Origin of the sequence: Winslowiella sp. 2C04 (assembly GCF_050037805.1) — a bacterium.
In the GTDB taxonomy this organism is placed as follows: Bacteria; Pseudomonadota; Gammaproteobacteria; order Enterobacterales; family Enterobacteriaceae; genus Erwinia; species Erwinia toletana_A.
The window spans coordinates 2,123,772-2,140,553 of the sequence record NZ_CP188300.1 but is presented as its reverse complement, the minus strand read 5'-3'; the positions used below and the strand labels follow the sequence as shown (position 1 = coordinate 2,140,553).

Below are 16,782 nucleotides of genomic sequence, written 5' to 3'. Positions count from 1 at the left end.
GTTATTCCTTGACGGCAGGAACGCGTGACGTTGTCACCGCTGCATCTGCCTCGCCCAGCTGCTGCTGAAGGCGTTTGAGCTTGCGTTGGGAATTTGCCAGTGCAACGCGCACACGCAGCCAGAACAGACCGCAAATCGCCCAGCCGAGTAAAAAACCAACCGCAAACAGTGTGGCCAGCAGGGTGGAAATTCGGTACTCGCCCGCCGCCAGCAGGTAGTTAAATGATACGACCTGATCGTTATGTGCACCCAGCGTCACCGAGATGACAAAAATCACCAAAACCAGTAAAAAAATCAGCAAATATTTCACGTTTTGTCCCGTAATTTGGTGTTAACCAAAGAATTATGCCAAAAAATTCGAGCGGATGCTGCATGTTAACAGTTAAAACATCCGGTCCTGCAGGAATAAGCCCCCGGCCCCACACTCTATTGAATGGTTATGGGGGCGCAATGAGCCTTTTTCAATTACCGGCGGCATCTTCACGCTGAGCTATCTCACGCTGCTCCTGCGGCGGGATAGTCAGCGGCCCACAAATGCGTTGCGCCAGCCAGCAGGCGAGCGTCACCAGTAACCAGCTGATCAACGTTGCCACCACTAAATCTCGTGGCCAGTGCATCCCCAGCAGCAGCCGGCTGCCCATCACACCACTGGCCCATACCATTAGCAGCAACACGGTTTTGACATGGCGACGCGGCCATAATAATCCAACCCCCAGTAACGCCCAGCTGGCAGCAAACATAGTATGGCCAGAAGGAAATGCAAAACCGGTTTCAAAAGCCCAGTGTTTTTTTAACCACGGCGGCAGCTCAGTGTCATTTTCCAGAAGCCCGGTCACCTTATTACCCCGCTCTTTATGTTTAAGTGCATAAAACTCCTGCTCATTAACGCCGTGGGTTTTCTCTAACCACAGCACATAAGGACGAGGTTCCTGCACCTGCTGTTTGATAAACGACTTGGTATACTGGCCTACCAGAATAGCGGCTATCATAATAGCTAACAGAAAGACGGCAGGCTTTGGGCGAAAGCGCAGACACCATAAAAACCAGCCACAAAGCAGAGTGCTGGTCAGAATGCCCCATGGACTGGTCACGGTTTCGGTCACCCAGAACAGCGCCCGTAGCCACCATCCACTGGCTCCCGGTTGCCACTGCCAGCCTGAAATCCACACCGCCAGCGGCATAATCATTAACAACAGCGCACCAATAGCGGTACGCTTGGCGATATCTAACATAGTTCTTCCTTGTGCAGCATTATGCATAATTTATTACATAAAATTAACAAGCTAACTATCAGGTTGCTTATCGTGCCTTTGTGCATTTAAATTAGCGCAATTCAGAGAATGAGCCTGACAATTATGGCAAAATAGTCGGGTTTTTATGAATCATTTTGCCAGATCCGCCAGTGACACACGGATCTGAGGCGATGTTTGCGGAGAGTCACATGCAGCTTAAACGGGTGGCAGAAGCCAAACTGCCAACGCCATGGGGAGACTTCCTCATGGTTGGTTTTGAAGAATTGGCAACCGGGCACGATCATCTGGCATTGGTATTTGGCGATATTACCTGTAATGATCCAGTTCTTGCACGTGTTCACTCTGAATGCCTGACCGGCGACGCGCTATTTAGCCTGCGCTGCGATTGCGGCTTTCAGCTGGAAGCGGCGCTGAATACCATTGCCGAAGAAGGTCGTGGCGTACTGCTTTATCATCGTCAGGAAGGGCGCAATATCGGCCTGCTAAATAAAATCCGCGCTTATGCGTTACAGGATAAAGGCTACGATACGGTAGAAGCTAACCATCAGTTGGGCTTCGCCGCTGACGAACGCGACTTCACACTGTGCGCCGATATGTTCAAACTTCTCGGCATCAATGAAGTCCGCCTGCTGACCAATAATCCGCGTAAAGTGGAGATTCTTAGCGAAGCGGGCATCAATATCGTTGAGCGCGTACCGCTGGTGGTTGGGCGTAATCCAAACAACGCCCACTATCTCGACACCAAAGCGGCCAAAATGGGCCATTTGCTGCCGAAAGAATAAGCATCAACAGCCGGAGAAATCCGGCTTATAGATTGCGCGCCACGCCAAAGCAGAGTAGCCTGCTTCAAAATCATCCTTTCAGCTGTATCGCAGCGGTTAAAGTCCGTTATCAATATGGGCAATGTAATCCACTGCATTTCCCCGTTTCTCAATATGCGTCACGCTAAAACCAAAACTCTCCGCCAGTCGCTGTATTAGTTTTCCATTTGGCGTTTGCGTCAGAAAAATCGCTTTCAGCTCCTCGCCCTCTGCATTGTCCGCCAGAATTCTGGTCTGCGGATTGATAACCAGGCGTTGCTCAATCCTGTCAGGCATAATGCCGTAAAAACCCTGCTGACGGGCAATACGGTGATACTGATATTTCACCAGGTCACTCATAAAAAAACGCTCATCGGGATCTCGTTCCATGGACCAGATAATCCATTGGTCTGGATGGTACTCGGCATTCAGTCGGCTGTTAAAACCGCGCTGATTATTTATGGAGATTATCTGGTTACTATTGAGCTGATGAATGTCATGCGTCATTTTTGTCGGATCGCCGATCAGTGCCATTCGCTGTTCACCGGTTAACACCTGCCCTGCTGATGCCATTTCGCGACCCGCAGCCTCTGCGCCACCGCTCAGTCCAATATGGCGAAGAGCACCCAGCCGCCGACGCAGCCCGTCAGTGACTGCGGATAATTTCCGGTAACCCGCCACGCTAAGTCCGGCCCCAATGGCGAGCACTCCGGCGGCAAACGCGAGCCACCCGAGCGCTGTCGAAAGCTGTGGATGAGGAATTTGCGTCAGCGCACTGCCCAGCCCGCTGATATCCGCCAGTGCATTGGCCGCACCGGTTAACAACGGCATCACCGCCACAGACTCCAGCGCGCTGCTGAGGTTTCCGGCCGCCACCAGCGAAGCACCTCCGGTCCAGATCGCCGCAAGCATGCCCAGAAGACTCAGTCCTATCCCCAACCCAACCTGCCAGCTGAAGTGGCCGGACGGATCGACCCGGTTTATCGGATCGCCAATACAAAAGCTGTAGCCGTTAATACCCCCGGCACCGAACGGACTGATACTGTCCGGACAGCTAAAGCGCATTAGCGGCGGATAATAAGCACGATAGCCGTTACCCGGATGATAAGCCCCGCTTAGCGCATCGCGCCGCAGGCCGGTAAAACTCAGTAGTTGCTGATTCATCACTGCTTTCCCTGATAACAATTAAGTTCAGCAGCCACTACAGCGCAGAAGCGCCATCAGAAACAAATCACACTTATCACCGGCTGACAGCGGCCACAGTGTGAAACATGGCAGATAAAAAAAGCCCGCTACAGTGAAGCGGGCTTTAACCGGATGATCGTCAGCGGAATTTAATCGCGCAGCATATTACGAATCACATAATGCAGAATGCCGTCGTTACGGTAATAGGTCAGTTCATTACCGGTATCAATACGGCAACGAGTATTTAAGATCTCCTGAGAGCCATCGACGCGCGTCAGCGTGACTTTCACTTCACCACCGGCCTGCAGTTGCGTCAGGTTTTCCACATCAATCTGCTCGTCGCCGGTCAGATTCAGGGTTTTACGCGTGACTCCCTGTGGAAACTCAAGCGGCAAAATCCCCATGCCGATCAGGTTCGAACGGTGGATACGTTCAAATGACTCGGCGATAACCACGCGCACGCCTTGCAGGCGAGGCCCCTTCGCTGCCCAGTCACGACTGGAGCCAGAACCGTACTCTTTACCGGCGACAATCGCTAACGGCACGCCTTCCTGTTGATAAAGCATCGCGGCATCATAAATATCCAGCTGCTGATTGCTGGGGATATGGCGAGTTACCCCACCCTCAACACCCGGCACCATTTCGTTACGAATACGAATATTGGCAAAGGTGCCACGCATCATCACTTCGTGGTTACCACGACGCGAACCGTAGGAGTTAAAATCGCCGCGCTCAACGCCGTGTTGCAGTAAATAGCGGCCAGCCGGACTTTCCGCTTTGATACTGCCCGCCGGAGAAATATGGTCAGTCGTCACCGAGTCACCGAGCATTGCCAGGATCCGCGCGCCTTTGATGTCTTTTACCGGGGCCGGTTGTTTTTCCATATCATCAAAGAACGGAGAGAGACGGATATAGGTTGATCCCTGATCCCAGTCATAGGTCGCCGCCTCGCTGACCTTAATTTGCTGCCACTCCGGCGTGCCTTCAAATACTTCGGCATACTCTTTATTAAACATATCGGTCGATACTTGCTGCACCGCTTCAGCAATCTCTTCCGGGCTTGGCCAGATATCTTTCAGAAACACCGGTTTACCGGTTTTATCATGGCCCAACGGATCGGTTTGCAGATTAATATTCATATTCCCGGCCAATGCATAAGCCACCACCAGCGGCGGTGATGCCAGCCAGTTAGTTTTCACGTAGGGATGAATACGTCCTTCAAAGTTACGGTTACCCGACAGCACCGCACCCACCGTCAGATCGCCCTGCTTGATTGCGTTTTCTATTGCTTCCGGTAACGGCCCTGAGTTACCAATACAGGTGGTACAACCGTAGCCGACCAGGTTAAAACCCAGTTTATCCAGATACGGGGTTAAGCGAGCCACCGCCAGATAGTCAGAGACAACTTTCGATCCCGGTGCCAACGACGCTTTCACCCACGGCTGCCGATCAAGCCCCAGCTCTACGGCTTTTTTCGCCAGCAGGCCAGCTGCCATCAGGACGCTGGGGTTCGAAGTATTGGTGCAGGAGGTGATGGCAGCGATAACCACCGCGCCATCTGTAAGTTCACGCTGCTGGCCTTTATCGTTGTAGCGAATGGCTTTATGCGGTTTCAGCGTCTGATTGACTTCCAGCTCGTTGCTCTGCTGGAACGCACGCGGGACATCGCCAAGCGCAACCCGATCCTGCGGGCGCTTCGGCCCCGCCAGGCTGGCCTCGACCGTCGCCATATCCAGCGCAAGGGAACTGGTAAACACCGGCTCGTCACCGGGGTTACGCCACAGACCCTGCTGTTTGGCATAGGCTTCGGTTAACGCCACCTGCTCGCTACTGCGACCGGTCAGCGTCATGTAGCCGAGGGTAATATCATCAATCGGGAAAAAGCCACAGGTCGCCCCATATTCCGGCGCCATATTGGCAATAGTGGCACGGTCCGCCAGCGGCAAATCATCCAGACCGTCACCGTAAAACTCGACAAATTTCCCAACCACACCATGCTTGCGCAGCATCTGGGTGACCGTCAGCACCAGGTCGGTTGCGGTAATACCGGCACGCAGCTTGCCGCTCAGTTTAAAACCGACAACGTCAGGGATCAGCATCGAGACCGGTTGCCCAAGCATCGCCGCTTCCGCTTCAATACCGCCAACTCCCCAGCCCAGTACGCCGAGTGCATTAATCATGGTCGTGTGGGAGTCGGTGCCGACCAGCGTGTCGGGATAAGCGACTTCATGACCGTTTTGCTGTTCGTGCCAGACGGCCTTACCGAGATATTCGAGATTGACCTGATGACAGATGCCGGTACCGGGTGGCACCACGCTAAATTTATTAAAGGCTTTCTGACCCCAGCGCAGGAAGACGTAGCGCTCGTGATTACGCTCCATTTCCAGCCGCACATTCTCTTCGAACGCATCATCATCGCCAAAGCGATCGACCGTCACCGAGTGGTCAATCACCAGATCAACCGGAGACAGTGGATTCACTTTAGCCACATCACCACCCAGACGTTTTACTGCCTCGCGCATCGCGGCCAGATCGACCACTGCCGGCACGCCGGTAAAGTCCTGCATCAGAACGCGTGCGGGTCGATAAGCGATTTCGCGATCGGCATGGGCATTTTTCAGCCAGCCGGCCAGCGCCTGAATATCTTCGGCGGTCACTGAGTCGCCATCCTGCCAGCGCAGCATGTTTTCCAGCAAAACTTTCATAGACTTAGGTAATCGGGAGATATCACCGAGCTGTTGCGCGGCAAGAGGAAGACTAAAATATTGGTACTGCTGACCATTCACTTCCAGTGTGTCCTGGCTGATTTCGCGTAAAGTTAACGACATGACTCCTCCTTTTTTATTTTGCTTCAAACAATAACCCGGCTGATAACAAGGTTAGTGTTAAAGATAGTACAAACGGGAGTTAACGTTTTGATAACAACACAAAATGACAATATCAGTAACAGGTTTAAAAACAAAAACGCCCCACTGATATTCATCAATGAGGCGTTTTTTAAACATTAATGCATTTTTAATGCATTATTACCCATGCAACACTGGCCCAGATCGCCATTGAAAAAGCACAGGTGGTTATCCATGAAATCGGTGCAATATTCATTATTAACTCGCTCAGACCGCTAACCGGCCAATCATACGTACTACTTAAATCAAATCGCCTGCGGTCGAATTGATTTTACCGTTTGAAATGATGTAATCATCAGAGCATTAAGTTACCCGGCCTGACAAAGCAGAGTCGCCTGGGGTTCGGGACTTATATACTGATAGCGCCCGCAGCATGGGTCAAAAAACATACTGCAAAGGCTATTCTTTGTTTTTATCAAACATTGATTCGATAAAGTCACGCTGCAGTTCACTCAGATTCCAGGATGCAGGTATCGCCTGCTGATGGCTCTGTTTACTGGTCTTACAGCAACCGGATTTTATCTTGCTCAGTTGCTGAGCTTTAACGCCACGCGTCTGTTCCATCATATCAAAACCCCCTAGCTAAAAATTAATCCTGCAACACCAACCCAAAACAGCGCTGATACGGCAAACACAGCCAACCATGAAGCACGGCGAGTAAGGCCGCGACGCTGATGTCTGGCAGTTTTCTCCCCTGTTAAGGGCTGTACTGTAAATTTCGTCGCCATAGTTTTTGATAATCACTCTCAACAGAACGATTGTTAACACCAATCAAGATTTTAAGACGAATCCTAAACACATTGCGTCGCAAAATCCAGCGGTTTTTACTGTATGCAGCGATTGGTGCGCTTTATCAAAACATTTAAAGCTCACGGCTGAAACACACTCAGTTTGTAAATATTAATAATACATTAACTCAAATAAGTTTATAAAAACTCCAGTTACCTTTCGATTTTTTAATAACATTCCCGCTTAACACCTTGCCGAACGGCTGGTGTTATCTGGCATTAACTGGAGTATGAGAATAGTCCTGGCTACGTGCAAAGTCGGCCAGTTAGAAATGTGTTCTGTTTCGCATTTAGGCAATAACAAAAGATAAACATGTGATACATGTTTCATTAATGTAAAAAAGCGCCACAACTTTTTATCATATCTGCTGCCGGTTATACGCGGCTTATAAAAAAGGCCGCTTTCGCGACCTGATTTTAGATTAATAAATAATCACCAGATTATTTTGCTGGCAGCTTAATGTCTTTAAACATCGCTTCGATGTCTTCATTTGACCGCAACGCCACCGCAGCATCCACCACGTCACGCGTTAAGTGTGGCGCAAAACGTTGAATGAAATCATACATATAGCTACGCAGGAAGGTGCTTCGGCGGAATCCAATTTTGGTGGTGCTGAAGGTAAAGATATCCGTCGCTTCAATGCGCACCAGATCAGGATCGGAGACCGGGTCCACCGCCATACTGGCTATCACCCCAACGCCAAGCCCCAGACGCACATAGGTTTTAATCACATCTGCATCGGTGGCGGTAAAGACGATACGTGGCGTCAGGCCTGCGCGATTAAACGCGGTGTCCAGCTCTGAACGTCCGGTAAAGCCAAAGGTATAGGTAACCAGTGGATACTCAGCCAGCTCCTCGATAGAAACTTTACTTTTTCCGGCTAAAGGATGATCGGGCGTCACAACAATGGCGCGATTCCAGTGATAGCAAGGCAGCATAATCAAATCGTCATACAGATGCAGGGCTTCGGTGGCGATAGCAAAATCGGCGTTGCCCTTTGATACCGCTTCTGCAATTTGCGTTGGCGAGCCCTGATGCATATGCAGTGAGACGCGTGGATAGCGCTCAATAAAGCCTTTAATCACTCCCGGCAAAGCATATCGCGCCTGAGTATGGGTAGTGGCAACATACAGTGAGCCTTTATCCGGCCAGGTGTGTTCACCGGCAACGGATTTAATCGCGTCAACTTTCGACAACACTTCACGGGCGATGCGGATAATCTCCTCACCCGCTGGCGTCACCTGAGTCAGATGCTTGCCACTGCGGGCAAAGATCTGAATCCCCAGCTCATCCTCCAGCATTCTGACCTGCTTACTGATGCCCGGCTGTGAGGTGTAAAGCCCTTCTGCCGTTGAAGAAACGTTCAGGTTATGGTTAACCACTTCAACGATGTAACGCAGCTGCTGCAATTTCATTAGTTCGATTCCATCCAGGTTTGTAGCAACACGCCGAATACCGGCGAAGACCGCGGCAGGAGTGTTCAGGCGGTGGAATCGCTGAGGTTTACGGTTTAATGCAGTGAGAATTGATAAAAACTGTTTCTATAACAACTATATCATTTTAAAGAAATATGTATAGCGTTTAGATATAAGGCGGTGGGATTATGCTGATTGAAATGATTAAACGGGCGACAAACGTGCCGCCCGTATCGGCAGTTACTTTTTGGTGACCTGCCATTTGCCGTCAACAAAGAAAGCGGACCAACCGGTGGCTTTGCCCTCTTTTTCTGAGCTGACATACTGCTGCTTGGTTTTGCGGCTAAAACGCACCACGGTTTTGTTACCGTCGTCGTCCGCAACCGGCGCATCAGCCAGATAACTTAACTTTTCTGGCAGGCGGTCTTTAAAGCGTTTCAGCTCTTCAACCAGCGGCGCACGCGTTTCCCGCGATTTAGGGAAAGTGTTAGCGGCAAGGAATACCCCGGCAGCACCATCACGCAGTACAAAATACGCGTCGGACTTCTCGCAAGGCAGTTCTGGCAAGGGTACCGGGTCTTCTTTTGGTGGTGCCACATCGCCATTGCGCAAAATTTTGCGGGTATTTTTACAGTCGTCGTTAGTACAGGCCATGTATTTACCGAAACGTCCCATTTTCAGGTGCATTTCAGAACCACATTTCTCACACTCAACAATCGGGCCGTCATAACCCTTAATGCGGAATTCACCCTGCTCGATCTCGTACCCATCACAGCCTGGGTTGTTACCACAAACGTGCAGTTTACGCTGCGGATCGATCAGATAACTGTCCATGGCGGTGCCACATTTCTGGCAGCGACGACGGGCACGCAGCGCATTGGTTTCCGCATCATCCCCTTCCAGAACATTAAGAACTTCATTTTCCGGAATCAGGTTAATGGTCTGCTTACAGCGCTCTTTCGGCGGTAAAGCATAGCCAGAACAACCGAGGAACACGCCGGTGCTGGCGGTACGAATGCCCATTGCACGGCTACAGGTTGGGCAGTCGATGGAAGTCAGCACCATCTGGTTCGGCTGCATGCCGCCCTCTTCAGGATCTTTTTCTGCCTGCTCCAGCTGCTCGGTAAACTCACCAAAGAACTTGTCCAGCACGCCTTTCCACTGCGCCTGATTATTCGCCACTTCGTCGAGGCTGCTTTCCATATGCGCGGTGAAATCGTAATTCATCAGCTCACGGAAGTTGGCTTCTAAGCGGTCGGTGACGATTTCACCCATTTTTTCAGCATAGAAACGGCGGCTTTCCACCCGCACATAACCACGATCCTGAATGGTCGAAATAATCGATGCATAGGTAGACGGACGGCCAATGCCACGTTTTTCCAGTTCACGCACCAGCGATGCTTCGCTGAAACGGGCTGGCGGCTTGGTAAAGTGCTGGCTTGGCAACAGTTGCTGCAGGCTCAGTTCATCACCGACATTAACCGGTGGCAGCGTACGATCTTCATCGCCCTTACGCAGCGCCGGCATCACTTTTGTCCAGCCGTCAAAACGCAGAGTACGGCCTTTCGCTTTCAGTTTGAAATCAGCGGCTTCAACCGTCAGCGTGGTGGAGTCGTACTGCGCTGGCATCATCTGACAGGCGACAAACTGACGCCAGATCAGCTGATACAGCTTCTGCGCATCGGCTTCCATATCTTTCAGATGATCGGCCTGCACGCTGACGTCTGAAGGACGAATCGCTTCGTGCGCTTCCTGTGAATTGTCTTTGCTGGCGTAGGTATTGGCATCTTTCGGCAGATATTTCGCGCCAAAGCTGCTTTCAATAAAACCGCGCACCATGCTGACCGCATCCTGACTCAGGTTGGTGGAGTCAGTACGCATGTAAGTGATATGACCGGCTTCATACAGACGCTGGGCCATCATCATGGTTTTCTTCACGCCGAAGCCCAGACGGGTGCTCGCGGCCTGTTGCAGCGTTGACGTAATATACGGAGCGCCAGGTTTGCTGCTGGTTGGCTTATCTTCACGATCGGCCACCACATAGCGCGCTTTCTCCAGCAGGCTTACCGCCGCTTGCGTCTGCTCGCCGTTGACCGGACGGAAAGGCTTATCGCCCTGATGCGTGACCTGCATCGGCAGATCGCTGCCTTTTGGCGTGGTCAGGTCGGCAGCCAGCTCCCAGTACTCTTCTGGCACAAACGCTTTAATTTCGCGTTCGCGCTCGACCACCAGACGCACCGCAACCGACTGAACGCGACCCGCAGAGAGTCCGCGCGCAATTTTCTTCCACAGCAGCGGAGAAACCATATAGCCCACCACGCGGTCCATAAAACGACGCGCCTGCTGAGCGTTAACCCGGTCGATATTCAGTTCACCCGGCTTCTCAAACGCCTGGCGAATCGCATTCTTGGTAATTTCGTTAAATACCACGCGGCTGTAGCGTGATTCATCGCCACCGATCACTTCCCGCAGGTGCCAGGCAATGGCTTCCCCTTCGCGGTCAAGGTCGGTTGCGAGATAGATGTGGTCAGCATTTTCAGCGAGCGACTTCAGCTCGGCGACCACTTTCTCTTTACCGGGCAAAATCTGATAATTGGCTTCCCAACCATGATAAGGATCGACGCCCATACGACTCACCAGAGCCGCTTTTTCGTCTTTTTTAACCTTTTTCTTGGGAGCAGCTTTACTGGTTGTAGAGTCAGCGCTCTTTTTAACTGTTGAACCACTGGTCGGCAAATCGCGTATATGACCCACGCTGGACTTAACCACGTAGTCATTACCGAGATATTTATTGATTGTTTTGGCCTTTGCCGGGGACTCAACTATTACGAGAGCTTTACCCATATTTACCTTTACCTAATGAAAACTTCCGAATGTAGTGACGGCGCTTATCGATAACTTTTACAGCGCGATAATGATATTGCAGCGGGGTTTAGCGTTTTCAACCCTGCTCTGCTCACCGGTAATCAGCCCAATAAACATACTGCCAACATGCTGATTAAGGAGATTATTTACAAAAAATTTCGCGTCTGCAGGTTCGCCGATTAGCCCTTTTTTACGCTCGGAACCTGAAACGCCCACACTGTACCTGATAAAATCTGTTACGCAACTTAATTAGCATCTCCGACAATTTTCCGCCAGCCAGAGAAGAATGTTCACCGGCAGCAAAAATCTTGCCGCGAGTTTGCGGTTCTGCATTGCTGGCAAGTAATATAGAAGGAAATCGCTATTTGTAAAAAGGAGTGCAAAATATGTACGAAAACACCCAACCGATTGAACGTGAGCCATTACTGGAAATAGCCAATGCGTTGATTGTGGAACATCAGGATTATTTTACGGGTCTTCAGGCAACCGACGTTGAACAAAACGGCGATATTTTGGTGTTTCGCGGCGAATATTTTCTTGATCAGCAAGGCCTGCCGACCAGCAAAAGCACGACGGTATTTAACGTATTTAAATTTCTAGCCCAGCAGCTTTCATCACAGTACCACCTGAAATCATAAGGCCCGGAAAACCGGGCCTTCGCGGGCTTACAGCAGCGGCTTCTCGCCCCGCTGCCATAACTTCAGCAGCAGCCGCTCGGTACTGGCCGCCGCGCTGCTGGTGAAGCGATCCATCATGCGCTTACGGCGCGCATAGCGCACGGCGATGACTTCAAACTGATCCATCTGCGCGATAATCAGGTCATCGCTGGTGCCAATGCCGTCGATCAGACCTTTTTCCAGTGCCTGGCTACCAAACCAGTGCTCACCGGTCGCCACCCGATCGATATCCAGCGTTGGGCGCATCTCATGAACAAATTGCTTAAACAGCAGATGGGTTTCATTGAGATCTTCACGGAATTTTTCCCGCCCCTGCTCGGTGTTTTCGCCAAACAGCGTCAGCGTGCGTTTGTATTCACCGGCGGTATGCAGTTCGACATCAATATCATTACGCTTTAGCAGACGATTAAAGTTAGGGATCTGAGCCACCACGCCGATCGATCCGATAATCGAAAACGGTGCAGCGACGATACGATCGGCGACGCAGGCCATCATGTAGCCACCGCTGGCCGCCACTTTATCCACCGCCACCGTCAGGCGAATGCCCTGCTGACGCAAACGTTGCAGTTGAGAAGATGCCAGACCATAACCGTGCACCACCCCGCCCGGGCTTTCCAGCCGCAACAACACTTCGTCACCGGCGCTGGCTACCGCCATCACTGCCGAAATCTCTTCGCGCAGCGACGCGACTTCCCCGGCATCCATACTGCCTTTAAAATCAAGCACCCACAGCGTCGACTTGCTGCTTTCGCTTTTCAGTCCCTGCTTCGCGCGCTGCTTCGCGGCTTTCGCTTCCAGTTTCTCTTTTTTCTTCTGCGCCTTTTGCCACAGTTTCTGATCGTGATGTTTCATCTTTGCCAGCGTCATGTCTTCCTTCATCTCGCGATACTGATCGCCAAGATGAGTGACCTTCAGCTGACCACTTTGCGCGCGCTTACGCTGAGCCAGGTTAACGATAATGATGCCGATCGCCGCGATAGCGACCACAACCGTCACGGTTTTGGCTAAAAAAAGTCCATAATAAGAGAGTAGTTCCACTCAATCCGCCTTGATTTACATAGCATTAGGGCCAAAGGACTATTTTAGCTGACTCAATGCGGTTCGTCGCCTGATTCGCGCGCAACGTCACCAAATTGCGCTGCTGTTACATTGAATTCACCGGCTTTTTCAGGCATAAAGCAGTTATTCAGTACGCGCCGCCTGCTGCTATCCTGATGCGGCGCGCCACTTACATCGCCTGAGGACCACGCTGTGCACTATCAACCTAAAAGCGATCTGCTAACCGATCGAATCATTCTGGTCACCGGCGCCAGCGACGGCATTGGCCGGGAAGCTGCTCTGACCTATGCCCGTTACGGCGCCGAAGTGCTGCTGCTGGGGCGTAATGCGCAGAAACTGCAATCGGTCAGTGATGAAATCAGCGCGTTGGGCAAGAAACCGGCGCGCTGGTTTACACTGGATCTCGACAGCGCCACGCCGGAAAGCTGTCAGCAACTGGCCGGGACTATCAGCCAGCACTATCCGCGCCTCGATGGCGTGCTGCATAACGCCGGGCTGCTGGGCGATATCGTGCCGATGACCGAACAACAGCCGGAAGTCTGGCAACAGGTGATGCGGGTTAATGTCGATGCGACTTTCTTCCTCACTCAGGCCTTGCTGCCACTGCTGCTGAAATCTGACGGCAGCTCGCTGGTATTCACCAGTTCCAGCGTCGGTCGCACCGGTCGTTCAGGCTGGGGAGCATATGCAGTCTCAAAATTCGCCACCGAGGGCATGATGCAGGTGTTGGCTGACGAATATGACAGCCGCCATTTACGCGTTAACTGCATCAATCCGGGCGGCACCCGCACGAAAATGCGCGCCAGCGCGTTCCCAGAAGAGAATGCCAATAAATTAAAAACGCCAGCGGATATTATGCCGCTCTACCTGTGGTTGATGGGCGATGACAGCCGTCGCAAAACCGGTATGACCTACGACGCGCAGCCGGGTCGCAAAGCCGGAGCCGCAGAATAATGGCTGCAGACGATCGCCATAAACAACGTCAGCAACGCCTGAAAGATCAGGTTGATGCACGCGTGGCGGCGGCGACAGAATCCCGCGGCATTTTGATGGTGTTTACCGGCAATGGTAAAGGCAAAACCACCGCCGCATTTGGCACCGCGACTCGCGCGGTAGGCCATCAGAAGCGGGTTGGCGTTATCCAGTTTATTAAAGGCGAATGGCCGAACGGTGAACGCAATCTGCTGGAGCCGCATGGCGTGGAGTTTCAGGTGATGTCGACCGGGTTTACCTGGGATACGCAAAACCGCGAGACCGACACCGCCGCCTGTTTACAGGTATGGCAGCATGGCAAAAGAATGTTGCAGGATCCGGCGCTGGATTTAGTGATCCTCGACGAGCTGACGTATATGGTGAGTTTCGACTATTTGCCGTTAACTGAGGTACTGGAAGCGCTGCAACAGCGGCCCGCGCATCAAAGCGTGATCGTTACCGGACGCGGCTGTCATCGTGAGATTATTGAACTGGCGGATACCGTCAGCGAAATGCGACCCGTTAAACACGCCTTTGACGCGGGTATTCAGGCTCAGCAAGGAATTGACTGGTAGAGGTAAGTTAGCGGAGCAGCGAGCATGCTGCCCCGTTAATACAATCGCGTTCTAAGGACGACGACGGCTGGCAGGCTTCGCCGCTTTCGCTGATGAACGGCGATTAGTGGTGGTGCTCACCTGGCTATGACGCTTGACCGCACGACGAATCTGATTCGCCTTAGTACGACGGCGATCTTTCTCCACCGGCACTTTGCTGACGGTTTCTGGTTTCAGACCCACCAGCTCACGCAGGTAGTTAGTCGGTTGCAGATCCAGCTCGGTCCAGCCGCCACGCGGTAAACCTTTTGGCAGATTAATATCGCCGTAACGCACGCGAATCAGTCGACTCACCTGCACACCCACCGCTTCCCACAGACGACGCACCTCACGGTTACGTCCTTCAGTTAACGTGACGTTGTACCACTGGTTAATCCCTTCGCCACCAGCAAACTTGATGGTTTTAAATGCCGCAGGGCCATCTTCCAGCTGCACGCCACGGCTCAGCTGACGAATTTTATCTTCATCAATCTGGCCAAAAACGCGCACTGCGTATTCACGCTCAACTTCCTGGCTCGGGTGCATCAGGCGATTCGCCAGCTCACCGTCGGTGGTAAACAGCAGCAGACCGCAGGTATTAACGTCAAGACGTCCTACCGCAATCCAGCGCGCTCCGCGCAACTTAGGCAGGCGATCAAATACCGTTGGACGCCCTTCCGGGTCGTTACGGGTGCAAAGCTCACCTTCCGGCTTGTAATACGCCAGCACACGGCAAACTTCGGTCGCTGACTCATTAATAGAGACAACATGACCGTCAATACGAATTTTAAGGGTTTTATCAAGCTCAACACGGTCGCCAAGTGTTGCCAGCTTACCATCGACGCTGACACGTCCCGCAGAGATCATGGTTTCGATTTCACGACGTGAACCGTGACCGGCACGCGCCAAAACTTTCTGTAACTTCTCGCTCATAGAGCAGCCTCACTGTCGCCTTCCCAGGCGTCATGGATGATAGTCAATTCGGCCCTGACAGAGTGGTACGCTTTAGACTGCAAATATAATAAAAACAGCGTGTTAATACTCAACGTCTTTCAGGGGAAAGGCATTCTACACTAAGTTGATTACCATTGATAATGATTCAATCAGTATAGCAACCGCACGCCTGGGCAGTGCCGCCTTAACGCCTTCAGACGGCAAGCGACTGCTCTTCGCTGCCAACGGTAAAAGGTAATCCCAGTTTCGGCGCACTAAAACGGTTATCACCGCTACATTTCTGCAAATCGGTAGTTGTTAATATTAAGTTGAATTTATCTTTTAATTTTTTACTCTGTGTTAAGTTAAATTACCCAATCTTTGAATATATTCAACATCAAATAAACAGTCTTAATACATATTAAATTAACTTAACCCATTATTATTATAATTATTTACTTTAAGCCATTTTAATTGATTTGCCTGAAGTCAGATATTGTGTAGAATTTAACCATAAGATTATTCTTAGCTAAGATTAAAATCTGATTCCTGATATTAAAACCATTTTTTTATAAATGACACGACAAAAAATTACGCATCAGCGAACACTTTGCTGATAATTTCGCTAATTAGTTAGCGCCAGGCTTGCATGTCAAAAATCTTCACCAGGGATTGCCGACATGCTCAAATATAAAGTTTAATGTAATGAAAATACTGACTTTTTTACCAGTGTTGCTGACGCTATTGCTGTCAGGTTGCTCCGTGGGAAAATATGAGTACAGCAGTGAAGCCATGAAGCATGTGGATATGAATTTTACCGGTATTCCCACCGTGCTGGGCGTCGGAATGCTGGGCAGCAGTATTCCGATTACGCCGGAATATAGCCTGACGGCCGCTCATGTCGCTAAATATTCCGTGCAACGTGTTAAAGCTTATCATCCTTATTGCGACATTGCCGTTATCTATCATAAAAATGATATCAAGGATTTACCTAAGTTTCGCAACAGCGAAATTGGCGACCCAATCAAAATGTATGGCTACAGTTTTATTTCTGCGATGCCAGTGGAATCATCAGGCGTTAATTTAACCCGAACCGGTATTCGTAATAGCTGGAATAAGCGCCCATGCGTGGCAATGGCGTCCAATGCTGGCGTAGTAAAAGGGATGTCAGGTGGAGCGGTGTTTAACAGTGATGACACCATCGGCGGGGTGATCGTGGGTTACACGTCGAAAGTGAAAAATCGCGCCAACAGTCAATCAGTACTGAAGGATGTTTCACTGTATATCCCGTATGCTAACTTTAAGCAGTGGCTGGAAGAAACCACCTCGTCGTAA

15 protein-coding genes are annotated in these 16,782 nt (G+C 51.1%); 5 read left to right on the top strand and 10 right to left on the bottom strand.

The window, feature by feature from the left end; translation table 11 throughout:
• Position 1 precedes the first annotated feature (1 nt).
• Both ACP3TC_RS09560 and pgpB read right to left on the bottom strand, forming a co-directional pair.
• Positions 2 to 310: a LapA family protein gene (locus tag ACP3TC_RS09560; RefSeq protein WP_313852159.1), complete on the bottom strand. Its 309-nt coding sequence runs from the start codon at positions 308 to 310 to the stop codon at positions 2 to 4.
• Between the two features lie 151 nt (positions 311 to 461).
• Entirely contained in the window at positions 462 to 1,232 is a 771-nt protein-coding gene (gene pgpB, locus ACP3TC_RS09555; RefSeq protein WP_313852160.1) for a phosphatidylglycerophosphatase B, read from the bottom strand.
• A gap of 209 nt (positions 1,233 to 1,441) precedes the next feature.
• On the opposite strand from pgpB, the gene ribA reads away from it, so the two are divergent.
• Positions 1,442 to 2,035 carry a GTP cyclohydrolase II gene (gene ribA / locus ACP3TC_RS09550; RefSeq protein ID WP_313852161.1) on the top strand — a complete coding sequence of 198 codons (594 nt, stop codon included), beginning with the start codon at positions 1,442 to 1,444 and terminating at the stop codon, positions 2,033 to 2,035.
• Between the two features lie 96 nt (positions 2,036 to 2,131).
• Here ribA and ACP3TC_RS09545 read toward each other — a convergent pair whose 3' ends face one another.
• The 6 genes from ACP3TC_RS09545 to topA form a co-directional block, all read right to left on the bottom strand.
• A complete protein-coding gene (locus ACP3TC_RS09545; RefSeq protein ID WP_426818083.1) occupies positions 2,132 to 3,217 on the bottom strand; it encodes an RHS repeat-associated core domain-containing protein in 1,086 nt (361 codons plus the stop codon).
• A gap of 170 nt (positions 3,218 to 3,387) precedes the next feature.
• Positions 3,388 to 6,066, bottom strand: coding sequence for an aconitate hydratase AcnA (gene acnA, locus ACP3TC_RS09540; protein ID WP_426818082.1), 2,679 nt, complete (start codon positions 6,064 to 6,066; stop codon positions 3,388 to 3,390).
• Between the two features lie 477 nt (positions 6,067 to 6,543).
• Entirely contained in the window at positions 6,544 to 6,711 is a 168-nt protein-coding gene (locus ACP3TC_RS09535) for an AraC family transcriptional regulator (RefSeq protein ID WP_426818081.1), read from the bottom strand.
• Between the two features lie 11 nt (positions 6,712 to 6,722).
• Positions 6,723 to 6,872 (bottom strand): YmiA family putative membrane protein, encoded by a 150-nt coding sequence (locus tag ACP3TC_RS09530; protein ID WP_313852165.1) that lies wholly within the window; start codon positions 6,870 to 6,872, stop codon positions 6,723 to 6,725.
• A 501-nt stretch (positions 6,873 to 7,373) separates the two neighbouring features.
• Positions 7,374 to 8,348, bottom strand: coding sequence for an HTH-type transcriptional regulator CysB (gene cysB / locus ACP3TC_RS09525; RefSeq protein WP_313852166.1), 975 nt, complete (start codon positions 8,346 to 8,348; stop codon positions 7,374 to 7,376).
• 240 nt (positions 8,349 to 8,588) lie between these two features.
• Positions 8,589 to 11,192, bottom strand: coding sequence for a type I DNA topoisomerase (topA, locus tag ACP3TC_RS09520; RefSeq protein ID WP_313852167.1), 2,604 nt, complete (start codon positions 11,190 to 11,192; stop codon positions 8,589 to 8,591).
• 407 nt (positions 11,193 to 11,599) lie between these two features.
• On the opposite strand from topA, the gene ACP3TC_RS09515 reads away from it, so the two are divergent.
• Positions 11,600 to 11,851, top strand: a complete 252-nt coding sequence (locus tag ACP3TC_RS09515) for a DUF2498 family protein (RefSeq protein ID WP_313852168.1) — start codon at positions 11,600 to 11,602, stop codon at positions 11,849 to 11,851.
• A 27-nt stretch (positions 11,852 to 11,878) separates the two neighbouring features.
• Here ACP3TC_RS09515 and sohB read toward each other — a convergent pair whose 3' ends face one another.
• Positions 11,879 to 12,928: a protease SohB gene (sohB, locus tag ACP3TC_RS09510; protein ID WP_313852169.1), complete on the bottom strand. Its 1,050-nt coding sequence runs from the start codon at positions 12,926 to 12,928 to the stop codon at positions 11,879 to 11,881.
• A 213-nt stretch (positions 12,929 to 13,141) separates the two neighbouring features.
• Between sohB and ACP3TC_RS09505 the strand changes: the two genes are divergently transcribed.
• Both ACP3TC_RS09505 and cobO read left to right on the top strand, forming a co-directional pair.
• Positions 13,142 to 13,903 (top strand): YciK family oxidoreductase, encoded by a 762-nt coding sequence (locus ACP3TC_RS09505; protein WP_426818080.1) that lies wholly within the window; start codon positions 13,142 to 13,144, stop codon positions 13,901 to 13,903.
• The gene (cobO, locus tag ACP3TC_RS09500; RefSeq protein ID WP_313852171.1) at positions 13,903 to 14,496 is read left to right on the top strand and encodes a cob(I)yrinic acid a,c-diamide adenosyltransferase; all 594 of its coding nucleotides are present in this window, start codon (positions 13,903 to 13,905) and stop codon (positions 14,494 to 14,496) included. Before ACP3TC_RS09505 ends, cobO begins: the two co-directional genes overlap by 1 nt.
• Positions 14,497 to 14,547: 51 nt before the next feature.
• Here cobO and rluB read toward each other — a convergent pair whose 3' ends face one another.
• Positions 14,548 to 15,447, bottom strand: a complete 900-nt coding sequence (gene rluB / locus ACP3TC_RS09495; RefSeq protein ID WP_313852172.1) for a 23S rRNA pseudouridine(2605) synthase RluB — start codon at positions 15,445 to 15,447, stop codon at positions 14,548 to 14,550.
• A 705-nt stretch (positions 15,448 to 16,152) separates the two neighbouring features.
• Between rluB and ACP3TC_RS09490 the strand changes: the two genes are divergently transcribed.
• Positions 16,153 to 16,782, top strand: a complete 630-nt coding sequence (locus ACP3TC_RS09490; protein WP_313852173.1) for a serine protease — start codon at positions 16,153 to 16,155, stop codon at positions 16,780 to 16,782.